Annotated in this window: 7 protein-coding genes; all 7 read left to right on the top strand. The window is 30.1% G+C overall.

All coding sequences use genetic code 11. From position 1 onward, the window contains the following. Nucleotides 1–38 precede the first annotated feature (38 nt). The gene (locus tag ACX6CF_RS07490) at nt 39–1,562 is read left to right on the top strand and encodes a UDP-glucose--hexose-1-phosphate uridylyltransferase (protein WP_458784693.1); all 1,524 of its coding nucleotides are present in this window, start codon (nt 39–41) and stop codon (nt 1,560–1,562) included. A gap of 373 nt (nt 1,563–1,935) precedes the next feature. Further along, complete coding sequence (locus tag ACX6CF_RS07485) at nt 1,936–6,786, top strand: autotransporter outer membrane beta-barrel domain-containing protein (protein WP_458784692.1); 4,851 nt, start codon at nt 1,936–1,938, stop codon at nt 6,784–6,786. A gap of 258 nt (nt 6,787–7,044) precedes the next feature. Further along, complete coding sequence (locus ACX6CF_RS07480) at nt 7,045–9,291, top strand: S-layer homology domain-containing protein (RefSeq protein WP_458784691.1); 2,247 nt, start codon at nt 7,045–7,047, stop codon at nt 9,289–9,291. Nucleotides 9,292–9,568: 277 nt separating this feature from the next. Beyond that, the gene (locus ACX6CF_RS07475; protein ID WP_458784690.1) at nt 9,569–16,102 is read left to right on the top strand and encodes a beta strand repeat-containing protein; all 6,534 of its coding nucleotides are present in this window, start codon (nt 9,569–9,571) and stop codon (nt 16,100–16,102) included. Between the two features lie 118 nt (nt 16,103–16,220). After that, the gene (locus ACX6CF_RS07470; RefSeq protein ID WP_458784689.1) at nt 16,221–17,213 is read left to right on the top strand and encodes a stalk domain-containing protein; all 993 of its coding nucleotides are present in this window, start codon (nt 16,221–16,223) and stop codon (nt 17,211–17,213) included. Between the two features lie 211 nt (nt 17,214–17,424). After that, nucleotides 17,425–19,695 carry an S-layer homology domain-containing protein gene (locus ACX6CF_RS07465; protein WP_458784688.1) on the top strand — a complete coding sequence of 757 codons (2,271 nt, stop codon included), beginning with the start codon at nt 17,425–17,427 and terminating at the stop codon, nt 19,693–19,695. 339 nt (nt 19,696–20,034) lie between these two features. Next, nucleotides 20,035–20,258: hypothetical protein (locus ACX6CF_RS07460; protein ID WP_458784687.1), on the top strand; the 224-nt coding region annotated here is incomplete at its 3' end.

Here is a 20,258-nt window from a genome sequence, read left to right as displayed (position 1 = left end):
GAGTGTTAATTAATCAAACTTGAATTGGAGGTAGAACTGTGGAAAAAGTGCAGAGTAATATTGAAAGACTTATTAAGTTTGGACTTAGTAACAATATGATAACAAAATGGGATACTCAGTTAGTAAGAAATTCTATTATGGATATATTAGCAATTTCCGAGCCTTATGATGGAGAGCTAGATAGTTATGAAGAGATAGATTCTCCCGTGGGGATATTGGGGGAATTATTACAGTATGCTGTGGATAATAATATAATAGAAGATACTGTTACATATAGAGATATGTTGGATGCTAGGATTATGGCTACGCTTATGCCTAGACCTTCTGAATTAGTTAATAGATTTTATGGTATAGCTGATGGAGAAGGTATAGAGAGTGCGACGGATTATTATTATAAATTGTCTAAGGATTCTAATTATATAAGGATGGATAGGATAGCTAAGAATGAGTATTGGGTTGCTGATACTCAGGTAGGGCAATTGGAGATTACTATTAATCTTTCTAAGCCAGAGAAAGATCCTAAGGAGATTGAGAAGGCTAGGAGTATGCCTAGTGCCAATTATCCTAAGTGTTTTTTATGTATAGATAATGTTGGATATCCAGGGAGATTGAATCATCCGGCTAGGAATAATCATAGGGTGATTCCAGTTGAGTTAAGTAGTGAGAGTTGGTATCTGCAGTATTCGCCTTATGTATATTATAATGAGCATTGTATAGTTTTTAATGAGAAGCATGTTCCTATGAAGATATCTAAGGATACTTTTGTTAGGTTATTGTCATTTGTGGAGAAGGTTCCTCATTATTTTGTTGGGTCTAATGCTGATCTGCCAATAGTTGGTGGTTCTATTCTTAGCCATGACCATTTTCAAGGTGGACATCATGTTTTTCCTATGGAAAAGGCATCTATTATTAAGGAGTTAAGGAAAGATGGTTATGAAGAGGTTAAGATAGGATTGGTTAGGTGGCCTTTATCGGTTGTTAGATTATCTTCTGGGGATAAGGATAAGTTGATTGAGCTTGCTGATGAGATTCTAGGTAAGTGGAGAAATTATTCTGATGAGAGTCTTGGTATATTAGCTTATACAGAAGAAGATGGTAAGAGGATTCCTCATAATACTATAACACCTATAGCAAGGATTAATGGAGATGGGGATTATGAACTTGATTTAGTTCTTAGAAATAATAGAAGAAGTGAGGAACATCCAGATGGTATATTCCATCCTCATGCACATCTACATCATATTAAAAAAGAAAATATTGGACTTATTGAAGTTATGGGACTTGCTGTACTTCCTGCAAGACTTAAGAAAGAGCTTTCATTAATAGAAGATATTCTAATAGGTAAGATAAAAGATGTTGAAAAGTATGAAGTGCTAGAGAAACATTGTGTGTGGACCCAGAGATTAGTCAAAGAGTATGGTAGAGATATGAAGGTTGATGAAGCGAAAGAGTGTATTAGGAAAGAAGTAGGTAACATCTTTGCTCAGGTACTTGAGTGTGCTGGAGTTTATAAGATGGATGAGGAAGGTATTGCAGGGTTAGAGAGATTTATAAAAGCTTAAGAATTATATATTGAATAGCAGTATTAATCACTACACTATTATAAATATAATAATGTGGTGATTTTTCTTATTAATTAATGATTTCACAATGAATTCTTAACATAGTCAAGAAATACTATAACTATATATTACGGTAATATTACAATGCAGGAAAATGCTTGTATTAATGGTTAATAATGTTATATAATTAGCTAAGTGTCATTATTATCCATAATATATAATTTTTTCATGTAAGAATTCTATTACAGATTTGTTACATATAGATATATTATATTGACTGGAAAATAATGTAGTGCTATAATTTACCATGTGCTTGAAAGGTGGATAACCTTTCCAATTTAAAGAAAGCAAATTAAAAGGAGGAGAAATATTAATGAAAAACTTAAAGAAAGTTTGTGCATTAGTTCTTTCATTAGCAATGATCGTGTCATCATTCACTATGTCATTTGCTGCTGAAGATACAATGACTGATGCAGATAAGTGCGCTGCCTTAGGTATGTTAAAAGGTGATGGCGACGAAGGTGTAACTGAGGAGTATCTTGCAAAATCAACTACAAGATTCCAAGCTGCTCTTATGTTCCTAAGATTACAAGATCTTGAAGATGAAGCGTTAGCTTTTGAAGGAACTGAGAATTTTGAAGATGCAGAAGATTTACAATGGGTAGTTGGAAGAAATGCATTAGCTTATTTAAAAGCTAATCCAGAATTAGGATGGGTTGGATTTGAAGGAAAGATTAATCCTAATCGTGTTGTAACTGCTCAAGAATATTACAAAGTAATGCTTGAAGCATTAGGTTATGAATATGGTGAAGAAGGAGATTTCACTTGGGATGCAGTTCTTACATTTGCTGAAGAAAAAGGCTTAAAAGCTGCTTCAGAAGTTGAAAACTTCACTAACAATGATATCGCAGCTGTAACTGTTGAAACTTTAAATGCTGAAAATAGCGAAGGTGTTAAACTTATCGATGCATTAATCGAAAAAGGTGCTATTGATGAAGCAAAAGCTGTTGAAGTTGGTTTAGTAGAAGTTTCTTCAGAAGTTGCTGTTAAATCAGCTGTTGCTCTTAACTCAAAAGTGATTAAAGTAACTTTAAAAGAAGCTGCTGAAAATGTAAGTTTATCACAATTCACAATCGTAGATAAAGATGCTACACCAGTTGAAATTGCTGATGTTGAATTAGCTCCTTGGGATGCTGAGAACAAAACAGTTTTAATTACATTAGCTGAAGATTCAACAAGTGGTAATCTTTATACAGTAACAAGTGGAGAAGTTTCAGTCAACTTTGGTGGAAAAGCTAAAGACGAAACTAAACCAGCTATCGAATCAGTTTCATCAAATGATTACAATGAAATGACAATTACTTTCAAAGAAGCTGTAAGAATTGATGGATTAACTGTTAAACTTGCTAAAAAATATGCTGATAAAGCTGAATTAGCTACTATGGACTTTACTTATTTAGATGAAAAAACTGTTATAGTTAAAACTGATGATCAAGCAGCATCTACTCTTTATGGTGTAGAAGTTGAAGGTGCAGTTGACTTAGCAGGAAATACAATGGATAAAGATGATGATAAATCTTTCGTAGGAACTAAGAAAGATGATTCTAAACAAGCAATTAAAGAAGCAAAAGCTTTAGATTATAACAAAGTATACGTTGACTTTAAAACTAAAGTAGACTTCGATACATTAAATGATGCTACTTTCAAGCTTGAAAAAGCTTATGGTACTGCTACAGAACTTCAAGTGTTAGAGGTTAGACAAGCGACTACTACTGAAACAGCTGAATTTAATTCAAGTAATGATACAACTGCAGAACAAAATACTGCAATCAAAACTGGTGTTGTATTAATGGTTGAAGATATGAAAGCTTCAACACTTTATAAAGTAACGGTTGAAGGTGTTGGTACATTATATGGTCAACCAATGTCTACTACTACAGCTGATAAAAATACTTCTTTTGTAGGTATGGCAAAACCATCTGGTAAATTCAAAGAAGATGGAGATGTAAAAGCTGTTAGTGCAACAACTATTGATGTTAAATTCCAAAGAAAAGTAGAAAAAGATTTAGCAGAAGATATTGCTAACTATGATATCAAAAAAGCTTATGGTGATAATGCTGAATTAGAAGTATTAGCAGCAGAAGTAAAAACTGATGGATATACAGTTAGATTAACAGTTGGAGAAATGAAAAATTCAACATTATATAAATTAACTGTAACTAACTTAAAAGATATCTATGGAAATGATCAAGATAAAATTGAACCATCATTCGTAGGTCAAGGAAAACAAACTAAGATCACTAAAGTAACTATTTCTCGTACAGGTAATGATACAGAAATCGTTGCTAAATTCGATAAGAGTGTAGGAGATAATGCTACTGATGTTGCATTATACTTTATTAATAATGGTGTTGGATATCCAGAAAGCGTTGCTTTAGTTGATGATGATCCTACTGCTGTTAAATTAACTATTCCTAAAACTACTGATGGTAGAACTTATGAATTAGCAGTTAAAGGTCTTAATAATGCTGATGCAATAGCTATGGACGCTGATGGTGTTAAAGGTACTTTTGTAGGTAGAGGGCTTGAAGCTACATTACCACAAATTACTGGTGCTGTTACATTAAACAATAAAAAGATGGAAATCTACTTTGACAGAGATGTAACTGATTCTACTGTACAAGGGAAAATTTGGGATACTACTTCTGCAACAGACAAACTTGATGGAAGTGTGTTAACTATTGTAGCAGATTATGCAAATAATACAACTCCAATAGGAACAGTTTTTGCTTATCAAAACCCTCAAAACAAAAATAGCTTAATAGTAGTTGGTGCAAATGATGCATTTGCTCCTGTAACAACAGGAACTACATATGATAAACTTATTTTAACTGGTAGAAGAGAAAATATTAAAGGGAATTCTAGTACTACAGATAGAACTTTAACTGTAGCAACTAGTGTAGCTGAAGCTCATGGTCCAAAGATGATAGGTGTTGTTGCTATGGATAAACAACATTTAGAAGTACATTTTGACCAACCTGTTGGAACTATCACTAACCCAACTGGTAATTTTAGAGTATTTGATGTTGCTAAAGATAATGGACCAGTAGAACTTGGTACAGTAACTTATAGAATTGATCCAAATAATGCAACAAAAGTTGATTTATTCACACAAAATGAAATCGAAGAGCCTCAAAACTCATCTGATAAAGATAATCAATTTGTTTTAGAAATACTTAATGTTACAAATGTAAAAGGTATAGACGGATTAAGTGCTAAACATGATCAAGATACTTGTGGATATCAAACTATTCCATTTGCAGGTACTACTACTGAAAGAGTTAATGGATTAGATACAGGTATTTATGGAGTATTTACAGATGACAGAACTTTAGAAGTAATGTTCCCACAAGCTATGGATTCATCTTCTATCGTATTACATGCAGACAGATTTGTTGTAAATGGATACCAAAATAGTACTCCAGCACAAATCGCTGTAGGTAAATATGTAACTTATTCAGCTAAAGATAATAAAGCTGTTGTATATTTCAATACTCCAGTTGTATTAGGCTCAAGCCAAAATGAAATGAAATTACAAATTGCTACAGATGTTAAGACTACAGCAGGTATTAATGTTTGTAAAGATAAGTCTAATACTACTGGTAGAAGTCAAGCTTATGAAACATTAGTTGCTCAATCAAGTACTGAAGTAGCAGCTCCTGGTATTGATAGTTTATCTGTTGATGATGATAGAACTACATTAACAGTTAAAATGGATAAGATGATTGTATTTGGTTCAACTGTTGATTATACAGGAACAGGTTTAAACGATATCTTAACTACTAATGATCAAACATTTACTAGTACAGATGCAAAAGCAATTGCTAAGAACTTTAACTTAAATGCTTTATTTGGTGATGATGCATCAGTTGATAATGCTCTTAACAACTACGTAACATCAGTTGTTAGAAAATCAGATAATAAAACATTAGAATTTACATTAAGCAAAGCTCTTAAAAAAGGTTCAGAAGTTAGAGTTAAGGTAATTTCATATGTTAAATTTGACCCAGCAAGTTCTAGTGAATTAACTTATGAAATTAGATCAATTAATAATAAAGTAGCAAATACTGGTTCTAATGCTAGTAGCTCAACAACAGGTGTAGCTAGTTCACCATTATATGATTCACAAAAGCCTCAATTCCAAGGTGCTACAATTGATACTACTAAAAAGATAGTTACTTTAATATTTGATGAAGATATAGTATCTAAAGCATCTGATTTAAAGGCTCAAGTAACATCCCCAGTATTAGGTGCAAGTGATACAGTTGCCATTTCAGGAAATAAATTAGTAATTACATTTGAAAATGCATTAACAGGATCAACTGTAATTACAGTTGAGGCAGATGCCTTAAAAGATACAAGTACTAATAATTTAGGTACAGCTGAAGTGAATGAAACGGTAGCCGGTGCATTTCCAGTACAAACAAATAACAGTACTGCAAATGATCTAGCTACTTTAAATGTAATAGGAACAACAGCAACATCAGATGATGAAACTGTTGCAACAGTAGCTATAGTTGATGAAAAAATAGCTATTACATCTGTAGCAGTAGGCTCAGCAACAATTTCAGTTGATGATGATACACCAGGAAATGAGGCAACAATAGCTGTAACAGTAAATGCTGATGGAACAATTACAATTGGATTAATTACAAAAGCGTTTTTAGCTAGTACAAATAACAGTACTGCAAATGATCTAGCTACTTTAAATGTAATAGGAACAACAGCAACATCAGATGATGAAACTGTTGCAACAGTAGCTATAGTTGATGAAAAAATAGCTATTACATCTGTAGCAGTAGGCTCAGCAACAATTTCAGTTGATGATGATACACCAGGAAATGAGGCAACAATAGCTGTAACAGTAGATGAAACTGGAGCAATTACAATTGGAGTAATTACAAAAGCGTTTTTAGCTAGTACAGATAACAGTACTGCAAATGATCTAGCTACTTTAAATGTAGTAGGAACAACAGCATCATCAGATGCTGAAGCTGTTGCAACAGTTGCTATATCAGCAGATACAACAAAAATTGTTATTACTTCTGTATCAGCAGGAGCAGCAACAATTTCAGTTACTGACGGAGTTAAAACAGCAACAATAGCTGTAACAGTAGATGCAACTGGAGCAATTACAATTGGAGTAATTACACCAGCAGTATAATATTAATAATAATTAACGTTATTAAATAAAACTAAAATTAAAGCATACCTGAATTTGATGATTCAGGTATGCTTTTTAAATTAAATTGTTATTGTTAAAGATATACTACTTATTTATATAATAGAACTCTCTAGTAATAAAAACTTAATTAAATAATATAATAAATAAACAAAATTATAATTGTTCTCATCTTGTAATAAATATTTCATTCCAAATATGGTATAATATAGCAGTATAAAAAAATAGGAGGCGTATATAATGAAAAAACTAACAGCTGTATTATGTATAATTGCGCTTTGTACATGTATCTATGTACCAAGTTTAGCTGCTGTAGATACTAATGCAAAGGCAGATGTACTTAATACGATTAATGTACTCAAAGGGGATGGAAATGGTTATAACCTATCAGGAACACTTACAAGGAAAGAAGCAGCAACATTCATTGTAAGAATGATGGGTAAAGAAAATATGGTAATGGAAAATGAAAATAGCTATTCCAAAACTAAATTCACTGATGTAGATTCATCACAGTGGTATGCACCATATGTAGGATATTGTGTAGAACAAGGTGTCATTGATGGTTTTAGTGATAATACATACAAACCAGATGATATTATTAGTGAAAAGGCTTTTCTAAAGTTAACTCTAGGAGTTTTAAGTTATGTAAAAGATGTTGATTTTTCATGGGATGAAGTTTATAGCTACTCCTATAAGATAGGATTAGTTAAGGATAGTAGATATAAAACAAAAACAGCTGACAATATGGATTATAAAAGAGAAGCAGTAGTTAATGCACTATACAATGCACTTAGTATAGAGGTAAAAGGTCAAGACAAGAATGTTGTTGAATGTTTAATTGATAATAAAGCCATAACAACTGATTTAGCAGTAAAAGCTGGATTAATAACTGATGAAACAGTTACAGATATTGAAAAAATAGATGTAAAATCAGCTACAGAGTTAGTTATAACACTTAACGAAGATGTAGAAGATATTGCAAAAGAGCAAGTTGTAATATATGAAACTGAAGAAACAAGTAAAACATTAACAGTAACTGTAAAATCTTATAAAGATAAAGTATTAACATTAAAAACATCAACTCAAGCTGAGGGTAAAGATTATACTGTTAATATTATGGATGTTGTAGATAAGCAAGGTATTTCATCAACTGTTACAAAAGAGTTCAAGGGTTATGTTGAAACAGTTGTAAAATCAGATTTATTAAAAATATCTGAAGTACAAGGTGTTTCTGATAAAGAAATAGATGTATACTTTACACAACCGATTAATACTAATGCTGAAGTAGTAACATATTATGAAATACTTGAAGAAGGTAAAAGCTTTATCAACTATGGTGATTTTAGTCAGCTAAGTGCAAAAATTATAAAAGGAACTAATAATGGTGTACGTTTATTCTTGAAAGGTAATAAGTCTTTTAACGGTAATAGAATCTATACATTAAAAGTAAAAGGAACTTTAACAGGAGCTTTTGGAACAAGAGTAAATGAAGGTGAAGAGACTAATATTGATTTTGCTGCTAAGATGGAAGAATATGAAAAGATAGGTGTTATATTCCCTGAACCTATTGATAAAAATACTGTAAAAGTAATGTTCAATAGACAAGTAGATCAATCATCTGGAGAACTAATTACTAACTACACTATAAAAGAAGTTGGAGCAAGTTATTCTACACCTGTTAATACAGCGAAAGTTATGGCTGATGGCAAGACTGTAATGTTAAAGACAATTACACCTCTTGATAAATCAAAAGTGTATGAAATAGAGATTAAGAATGTACAAGATGATACAAGAATGAGTACTGTTGAAGATACTAAGTTACAAATGGCTTTACCAGAAAATAGAGAAGGTCAGCCATATATCGTTGATGTATCATCTTATGATAATAAAACAGTATACGTATTTTTTGATCGTCCATTAGATCCAATGTCAGCACAGCAGATATCATCTTACTTGATTAGAGGTAAATCTGATTCATCATATACAACTCAATCTCCACTAGAAGCTTATTATGATATTAAAACACCAGAAATGGTTATTCTATCATTATCAAACACTATGAAAGATGGAGAATCTTATGAATTAGTAACACAATCTTTATTAAAAGATTTAGTAGGTAATAATACAACTCAATCAGAAGTAAGAGAATTTGCTGGAACAGGTTATAGATCAGAATTCCCAGAACCTGTTGAGGTAATGACAATAGGTGATAATAAAGTCAAAGTAATATTTAGCAGATTTATTTCTGGCGGAGGGTCTAATAGTTCAGCATCAAATTATCATTTAGTATATACTGATTCAGATGGTAAAGATGTATCTGTCACACCTATATCCGGACCTAACTTTGTTGGACCTAAGACAATTGTATTGAACTTTTCCAATATAGAAGCTAAAGTATATGAACTTAAAATTGATAGTATAGTTGATGAAAGTGGTATTATGACTAATATATCATCTAATAGTTATGGTGTTGGTTTAGGACAATAAGATATTATAATATTAGGGCTTAACGAGTTATTCTTGTTAAGTCTTTTTTAATACCAAAATATTTTGTTATGTACTATAGGTAATATTGCTTATATATGGACATGCTTTAATGTCGAATACATTACTAATAATACAAACATATTAGTAAATGATTACAATAATATTACATAAAAGTTGGTTATATTGCTATAAAATAGATATAATGGTATAATTTAACATAAGGGCCTGCATAGTGTACTTAATTTTAGAATCAAAAAAATGATGAGGAGGAATTTATGTGAAGAAATTAAAAAAATCACTTTCTATTGTGTTAGCCTTAGTGATGGTATTGTCTATTCATACTATATCATTTGCAGCAAAAACACAAGAAATAAGTGATGTACAGATTGTAGAATTACTTGGTATGTTGAAAGGTGATAATGATGGTGTAACAGAAGAATATCTAGCCAAGAGAACTACCAGATTACAAGCGGCAATAATGTTTTTGAGACTAAAAGGACTTGAAAATGAAGCTAAACAATATAGAGGTAAAGAAACTTTTGTAGATTCCAATGATATAACATGGTTAGAAGGTAAAGCTATCATGGCATATCTTAAAGCTAACCCACACTTAGGTTGGCAAGGAAATACAAAAGGTGAATTTAATCCAAGAGATGTTGTTAGTGCCCAGGAGTACTGTAAAGTAATGCTTAGTGCACTTGGATACGAACATGGAGTAGATTTTGAATGGAATGAAGTATTCAAATTTGCTGAAAGTAAAGGACTTACGAAGGCATCTAGTATTCAAACATTTACTAATAGAGACATTGCAAGTTTAACTGTTGAGGCTTTGAAAGCAAACAATAATAAAGGCAATAAGTTGGTGGATGAACTAGTTAGTGCTAATATTATTGATTCCAGTATCGCTGAACAATGTGGTTTATTAAAGACTTTTACTATAGAAGATATAAAATCAGCTATGGCCCTTAATTCAAAAGTTGTTGAAATAAAATTAACTAATCCAGTTGATGCAGTAGATGCTAGTGTTTTTAAGATAAAAACAGATAATATGATAATGGAAGTAGTATCAGCTGAGGTAGCACCATGGGATAAGAATAATAAAACAGTATTGGTTTTATTAGAGGATAACCTTAAGGCTGGAACGCTTTATTCAGTAACAAGTGGTGATACAACTATTAACTTCGGTGGTAAGTCTACAGATATCAAAAAACCTAAGATATCTCAAACATACGGAACTGATTTTAATGAGTTTGTTATAGAATTTTCAGAAGCAGTAAGAATAGATAATTTAAAAGTAACATCAAGTGAAAAATACCTATCAAGAAAATCACTTGATATAGTTGGTATTGAATATCTAGATAACAAAACAGTAAGAGTAATTACATCAGATCAAAGAGGTTCTACTTTATATGGTATAACTGTATCTGGTGCAACAGATTTAGCTGGAAATGTTATGGATACAGATGATGATAAGTCATTTGTAGGTAAAGCTAAATCAACAGCTAATCAAGCAATAAGTAGAGCAGATGCAATTGATTATAATAAAATTTATATAGAATTCAAGACTAATGTTGATTTTGATTCTTTAGATCAATCAACGTTCAAATTAGAAGAAACTTATCATGATGTTGTAGTTAATGTATTTGGTGCAGAACAAGCTACTACAGTTGAAGCTGCTGAATTTGATTCATCTTATAATAGTGAAGCATCCAAAGCAAATGCAATTAAAAAAGGTGTCGTTCTAACAGTTGATGGAACAATGAAACCATCAACATTATATAAGGTAACAGTTGATGGATTAAGAACATTATATGGAAAAGCAATGTCTTCATCTAAAACTGATAAAGAATCTACATTTGTAGGTAAGCCAAAACCAACAGGTGCTTTTAGTTTTGCTGCTAATGCTGTAGTACCTACAAGTGCTTCATCGCTAAAAGTTTATTTCCAACGTAAAGTAGAAAAAGACCTAGCAGAAGATATTGGAAACTATGAAATAAAACGAACTTATATAACTGATACTTCTCTTGCAATTTATTCAGCAGAATTATTAGAAGATGGTAAAACTGTTAAATTAAATGTAAGTGAGATGGAAAATCAACTCTATACATTAACTATTAGTGATTTAGTTGATATATATGGTAATTCACAAGAAACAGGAACTAAAGCTTCTACAAGTTTTGTAGGTCAGAAAAAAGAAGCTAGAATTACTAGTATAACTTCTATTACTAGAATTACAGATACAGATATTAAAGTTATATTTAATTCAAAAGTCGGGACTAATGCCACAGACGTTGCATTATATACAATAGATCGTGGAGTAGGTTATCCAGAAACAGTAACAACTGATAATGATAATCCTAATGCAGTTATATTGACTATTCCAAAAACTACAGAAACAGTTAGTTACAGATTGACAGTAAAAGGTCTTTATAATGCTGATGGAGTTGCAATGGATTCATCAGGAGCAACAGGAGTTTTCACAGGTAGAGGTATTGCTCAGGGACTTCCTGCGATTCAAGCAGCATTCTCTACAGACAGACAGACTGTTAAAATATATTTTGATAGAGATGTAACTGATCGTAAGATAAAAGGTGTTTTATGGGGAATAAATGCAGAGGATGATGTAGCTCCATTCTTTATGATAAAACAAAGTGGAACATCTAATTCATTTACAACCTTATCAGGATTAAAGGCATATCAAGATGTAGATGATAGAAATGCATTAATTGTTGTTGATGATAATCCTTCTTGGGATACAGGATATGGATATAATAGTTTCATATTCGACTTAGCAGCTAATTATGATAATAGATACGTATCATTTGATAATAATAATACAGAATTAATAGTTCCATCTAATAATTTGGTATATGCAAATCCTACAATAGCTGGTGTTGAAGGAATTGATAGTCAAACAATAAAAGTTTATTTTTCTAAACCAGTAGCTAATTTTAATGGTTCAGCAATACAACTTAGAAGAACTAGTGATAACTCTCCAGTATCTATAACTAAAGATGCTATAGCCATTGTTGGAACTAGTAATAGAGAGTGGTATATTCCAATAGATACAGCAATGCAGTCAGTATCTTATACAGCAACATTTAGACATGGATATATTCATGATAAATATGCTAACAATGTAACTTTATCAGAATTACCATACGAACAGCATAATAGAGATTTTACTAGGCCGCTTGCTGGTAATGGTACTAATGTAACTTATATTACATCTGTATATGGAATAATGAAAGATGACAGAACTATTGATGTACATTTTACTGAACCAATGAATTATGATCGTGATGTTATTGATAATAATCAAGCAACTTCAACACAGCATCAAAATGTTGATAATATAACAAGTTATAGGTTAAGAGATAGATATGGTAATACAATGACAGGAAATTTACCAAATATTAAATATATTGAATACGATGAGCGTAATACAAAAGCTACAATATATTTAGATAATGCAATTGATTCATCAATTTCTTTGTTTGGACTTGTGATTGATACAAATATGGCAAGTATGACAGGAAATAAGACTATTGCTAGAGCACCAGATAATAATGGTGATTTAGTTGTTCAAGTTGTTAATAATAAATACGAAATAAATAGAGGACCTAAAATTGCTAATGCAGCTGTATCTGGAGATAGAATGCAATTACAAGTCGGTATGGATTCAGCAATTGCTTTCGGTGATGGTTCCCATTCTGTCGATACTGATGGAGTTTATACTACAATAGATGAATTCGTTAATAAGATTACTAATGATACAGTTAGTGCTTCTAATCCAAAAACTAAAACTTTAAATGTTACTGAAGATATATTAAAAGCATTACGTATAGTTACCACTTTTGTAGGTGGAAATGAAAAAACTGTAAGTGCTAATGATGTAAATAATATAAATATTGGTATTGATGGTAAAACATTAACATTTACATTTAATAAAGCTATTGCAGCAGGTGCTAATGGTTATGTAACTACTAAGACGAATGATACAACTAATAATACTGATTTATATAATTACTCAATGATGAAACGTTCAAAGACAGATTATGAATCAAAAGTATCATTTGGAGCTCCTAACTCAGGTATATTTGATTACTATCCACCTAATTTAGTTCAATCAGAGTGTGTGGCTTATGACACAGATAATGATGGTAAGATAAATAAAATTGAAGTTGGGTTTAATGAAGAATTAAGAACAGTTGGTATATTAAGAAATGCATTATCTGCAATAACAATAGATGGTGTAAATGAATTAACAAATGTAGATAATCTAACTATAAATAATAACAAAATTGTTATCAATATGAAAAATACTGTAGGTATAGGTACTGGAACAGTTAATGTTTCATTCAACTTTAATGATACTAATAGTATAAGTGATAACAATAATAATAAGATTAATGGAGCTATAACTGTTTCAATAGATAGCTTTGTTCCAAAAGTAGTTAATATTACAACAGCTTCACCAAGTGACACATATTCAACTGGAGATGAAATTGATATTACTGTATCATTCTCAGAAAATGTTGATGTAATAGGTATACCAGCAGCTAAACCTACTCTATTATTATCTGATAATATTGGTGAGGTAAATTATACATCGGGTACTGGTACTAGATTATTAACATTCAAGTATACTGTTAAACCAGGTGACAATAGTAGTGATTTAGATGTTGCAGAGATTAAATTAAATGGAGCATCAATTAAAGATAGTAGTAATAATAATGCTAATCTATCATTTGCTAATAACTTATTTAAGGATGCGCATGATATAGTTATTGATAGTCCAGCTGTAGTCGTAAATAGTATAACTACAACAAAAACAAACGGAGCATATAAAGAAGCGGATGAAATACCTATTACTGTTCATTTCACAGAAATAGTTAAAGTAACGGGTACACCAATTCTGAACTTATCATCAGGAGGAACAGCCACTTATTTAACTGGCTCAGATTCACAAGATATAATATTCACATATACTATTCAATCTGGTCAGAATAGTAATGATTTAGATGTAATAGACATAGATTTAAACGGCGGGACAATTAAAAGTGCTGATGGCGTAGATGATGCCGAGTTAACAGTAGCAGCAAATACTTTTAGTGGTTCACATAATGTAGTAATTGATACTACAAAACCAACTATAGAAGATATAACTACAACATCTGAAAATAAGACATACACAAATGGTGAAGAAATTCTTATTACAGTTGATTTTTCAGAAGTGGTTAATATTACTGGTACACCAACAATTAAGTTTACAGGTATTAATACAAAAGCAGACTATATTTCAGGAACTACTACTGATAAATTATTATTTAGATATATTGTTGGAGAAAATGATAATAGCAATGATTTAAATATAGAAGGTATAGAAACTATTAGTAGTACAATTCAAGATAGTGCTTTAAATAATGCTGATACGACTTTAAATGGAGCATTTAGTGATGAGCATAATATAGTCATTGATAATAATGTGGCTACAATAAATAATATTACTACATCAATAGAGAATAACACATATAAAGAGTCACAAGTTATACCTATTACAGTACATTTTACAGAAATAGTTAAAATAACTGGTGCACCAACTCTAAGTTTATCATCAGGAGGAACAGCTACTTATTTAACTGGCTCAGATTCGCAAAATATAGTATTCACATATACTGTTGTAGCAGGTGAAAATAGTAGTGATTTAAATGTAACAAGCATACAATTAAACGATGGTACAATAAAAAGTAATAATAATAATGATGCTAATTTAGAAGTTGCTTCTAATGCTCTTAGTGGTTCATATGATATAGTAATTGATACTACAAAACCAACTATAAATAGTATTAGTATTACAGATGGAATTTATAAAAAAGATGATTTAATTCAAATCAATGTTACATTCTCAGAAGATGTTAATGTAACTGATACTCCAGCTGTAACATTATCAGATAGTATTGGAAATGTTGATTACGCTACTGGAACAGGTTCAACTACATTGACATTTGATTATACAGTACTTGAAAATCAAAATAGTAATGATTTAACCATTACTGGATTAGTTGGAACTATTAAAGATAGAGCAGGTAATGATATTGTTACAACTATACCATCTAAAACATATAATGTAGTTATTGACACAACAGCACCTTCAATGTTAGATGCAACAGACTTAGATGGATTAGTATTCAGCAACTCAAGTAATAAAGTGATAGCAATTGCAGAAGTAGCAGCAAGTGTAGCTGAAAAAGGCAAATTACAAGTAGCTTTTGCTAATGATAAAGCTGATATTGTAGAAGGAAATATTGGAAGTAGTACTTTAGATGATGACATGAGATGGAATACTTCTGAACCTGATATTATTACTTCTATTCCTGAACAAACTGCTGGACTAAAAATCTTTTATAGATTAATTGACCAAGTGGGTAATGCTAGTGAGTGGGTTGAAGATGGAACAGTAGTAACACCATTAGGTGATTTAACTACCAATCAAACATTAGAGGGTAATACTGAAAAAGATGGTTTTACTTATATTGATAAAGTAGATACTGAAAAAGATACAATTATAGGTAATGATATCATAACAAAAGTTAGAGGAGAAATTCGTATCTATGGTATTGATGGTGAAACAACAACTCTAATTGATAAAAAAGCTTTAACAGCTGGTACAGATAGTAATCATGCTTCATTTGAAGTAATTGAGTTAGATGCATATAAGGAATCAAAATCTATAAAAATAACATTAGTTGATGATAAAGGTAATGAAAGTGCTTATTCAAATGTTATTGAATTAGATGCTAAACTATAAGAGATTAAAGATTTTGCATTTCTAAAGTACAAATATTAATAAAATATTATATGAGCAACCTAGTAGATATTAAGCTATTAGGTTGCTTCATATTATTACACACAAGGAGGATACACCATTGAAAAAATTCAAAGGATTTGTAGTAGGTTTATCAGTAGGAGTTTTATTATGTATGTCAACAATGGTTTTTGCAGAGGATATTAAGGAAGCTATCAATGTTATGTTAAATAATGTTAATATATCTGTTAATAATGAAGTTGTAGGTAAAATAGGTGAGAATTATACTCTTGATAATGGTAATAAAGTTCCTAATACTATATCTTATAAAGATACAACATATCTACCAATAAGAAAGATATCAGAATTACTAAATAAAGATATAGATTGGGATCAAGATTCAAAAACAGTTTGTATTATGGATAAAGATGAAGTTGAAAAAGATATCGTTGATACTAAAAAAGATGTTTCAACTAACGATAAAACTAAACCTCAAATTTCAAATATAAATTCTTTATCATCTACAGAAGTAGAAGTTGTATTTAATGAAGAAATAGATAAAAAAACAGCAGAAGAAGTAAAAAATTATTTAATTACAGAAAAATATGGTAGTAAAAAAGAATTAACTATTAAAGAGATTAAGTTAGATAGTACAAGTAAAAAGGTAATATTAACAACATTAGATCAAGGAATGATATTGTTTAATATTGAGATAAGTAATATAACTGATTTAGCAGGAAATACAATGGACAAATATTCAAAAGCTTTTGTAGGCATGCAATCCAATGATAGTACTGAACAAGATACTAGCAACGAAACTTTTCCCGTTAAAGAAGTAAATAATATTTCTAATACGTCAGTGGAAATTATTTTTAGTCAGAAAGTAGAAATTGATCAAGCTACAATAGTTATTAATTATAAGATTAATCAGAAGTATGGTAATAAAGAAGAAGTATCTATAACAGGTGTTAACTACGATGTAGAGAATAAAAAAGTTATCTTAACTACTTCTCAAATGAAAGGTAATACTTTATATGAGGTTAAGATTGAAAATATAAATAGCGTATATGGACATGATTTAAGTCCAAATAATTACAGTTTTATAGTAGAGTAATAGTTATTAGTCATAGGACTAATGGTTTATTTTTAAAAAAGAAATTCAAATACAATTAAATATATATTACAATAAAGTATAATTTATTAAATAGGTGGCTATTCAATGTTAAAAAACATCAAATAGCCTATATTTATTTCCTATTGTTTCATATATTGTCAAATGATATAATATTATCAATGATAAATTAATTAAGAAAGGGCGGGTATTAATGACGAAAAGGATTTATACATTATTATTGGTTGTTTGTCTGGTTATTACTAGTAGTCAATACATATATGCCGAAAATAATAATGTTAATAAAATTGATGTATTAACAAAACTAGAAATCTTAAAAGGGAATGGTGTTAGTCTTGACCTTGATAGTAAGTTATCTAGAGCTGAAGCAGCAGCTTTTATTGTAAGATTATTAGGTGAGGAGAACGAAGTAAAGGAAAATAAAGGTAAGTATAATCATACTGGTTTTTCAGATGTTCGTTATAGTGAATGGTTTGCACCTTATATCGGGTATTGTGCTCAAAATGGAATCATAAATGGTTACAAAGATGATACATTCAAACCAAAAGATACTCTAGGTGAAAAAGCTTTTCTGAAACTTATTTTAACAGCTATGGGTCATGAATATAATGTAGATTTTACTTGGAATAATGTTTTTGGAACGGCTTATGGTATAGGACTTGTACAAGATTTAAGCTATTCCAGTGGACATGAAGAGGATAAGAATTTTACTAGAGGCGAAGTAGCTGATCTTATATATCGTTCGCTTCAAATGAATCATAATAAGACAAAAGTTCGTATGATACAAAAATTTGTGGACAAGGGTATTATTTCTAAAGCAGAAGCTATTGATTATAATTTGCTTGAAGACGAAATATTTACAGAAATAGTAAGTGTTACGCCAACTGATTCAACCACTATTGAGATTAAGTTTAATGAATCTATACAACCAATTACACCAGAAAATCTATTAATATATGAATCTAGTGGGACATCAAATGTATTATCCTTTGAAAGTGTTACAAAAAAAGATTCTGCTGATACATATATTATAAAAACAGCTCAAGAGCAAAAGAGAGATGAAGAATATACTATATTAGTAGATAAAGTAATAGATACTTTTGGTAATCCTTCTAATACTCTTAGTAATAATTTTATTGGATATCGTCCTGATGAAATAGTTTCAGATCTTTTTGAAGTTAGTAAGATTGAAGCAATTAGTAATAATGTAATATATGTTTATTTTACTCAACCTATTAATGACAATGCTCTACAAACAGCATTCTATACAATTAATAAGGATGATACAGAGTATATTAAGGGAAATAATATGAATATGATGATTACTAAATTATCAACATGTGATAATGGTTTATCTATTTTCTTTAAGAATCAAATATTTGAATCAGAAGAATATTTTAAATTAACTGTTGATGGTATGTTATCAAGTATCTATGGTGTCAGATTAAATGATGGTGAAGGGGATACAATTAATTTTAAATCATCTATTAAATCTAATGACCCATTTATGGTAGAAAGTTGTTTACCAATAAATAATAGAACAATACAATTAGTATTTAATAAAGAAGTAAATCCTGTAAGAGCAGAGCAAATATTTAGTTATTATGTTACGGATTATAACAATCAACCTATTAAAATTGATAAGGCTGAAGTTATAAATGAAGGTAGTAATGCAGGTAGAGTTGTAAGATTAACTATTAATACAAGTATAATAATTAATAAAGAATATAAAGTTTTAATTAATGATATGACTGATATCACAAGACAATTTTCAATAGTTGAGAAACAATACGCTTTTAATGGTGGTTACTATAGTGTAGAAAATATTGATATAGAAGCTATTTTACCTTTAGATGAAAGTACTTTAATAGTTTATGTTAATAAAGCCCTTGACGATGATGCAGCAAAAATGTTAGGTAATTATCAAGTGCAAGGAGTAACTACTTCTGGTTTTATAGCAGTTCCAACAGCTGTATATTATGATAACACTAAGGAAGCACACCAAATTAAACTTTATTTTGGTAATAATGTTAAATTCAATCAATCACAAACATACAAATTGAGAATTATATCATTTAAAGATACATTAGGTAATACACAAAATGTTATTAAGACTAAACAGTTTAGTTTTACAACATCAAACTCACCAGATATATTTATTACAGATGCAAAAATTATTGGTAATAATACAATTAAATTAAGTTTTAATAAAGAAATTGATTATAATATAGATAATGTACAAGCATCTAATTACAAATTAACTTATTTAGATAATGGTGTAGAATACAGTAAAATTCCAATTGGAGCTAATTATATAGACCCAAGTACAATTATCTTGAATTTTGATTTATTAAATAATGAAATAGAATATAAATTAACATTTAATAAATTAGTAGATTATGGAAAAAGGGTGACAGAGAATAAGGATGGTAAATATTTGGTAGATGTAGTACATGGTGAATAATTTATTAATATTTGTTATGTATCTTAGGTGAATAATATGACAGTTTGGCTGCTTTGAATATATATGTTCAAAGCAGCTTTTATATTGCCTAAAATCAGTAATTTTATATTATTGTAAGGTATAAATTTAATAATAATAAAGCATTTTTGCTTTATTTGTGATATATATTAATATTAACAACATAATAATATATATCATCATGTTGACAATATTATATTGAAAATTAGACTGTTAATGATTTTCTTAAGGTTAACCACGTTCCAAAAAAAACGAGGCTGAAAACAGAGAGCCTACCTCTATAAGAAAGAAGGGCAGAAAACTATTATAAGAGGTGATTAGTTGAAGAAGAAGTTGTTAAAGAAAACGTTAGTGTTTTTGTTTGCTTTCATGTACTTAACGAGTAGTCTAGTATATGCTCAAACAGAGCAACAAGATTTAACTGGTAATATTATAGTATCTGAAAATGAAACAGAGAATCTAGAAGAGCCAGTGGAGAATCCAGAAGAGCCAGTGGAGAATCCAGAAGAACCAGTGGAGAATCCAGAAGAACCAGTGGAGAATCC

This window comes from Vallitalea sediminicola (assembly GCF_054408565.1).
Note: the sequence above shows the minus strand (reverse complement) of the source record. Positions and strands in the feature narration are given on the sequence as shown.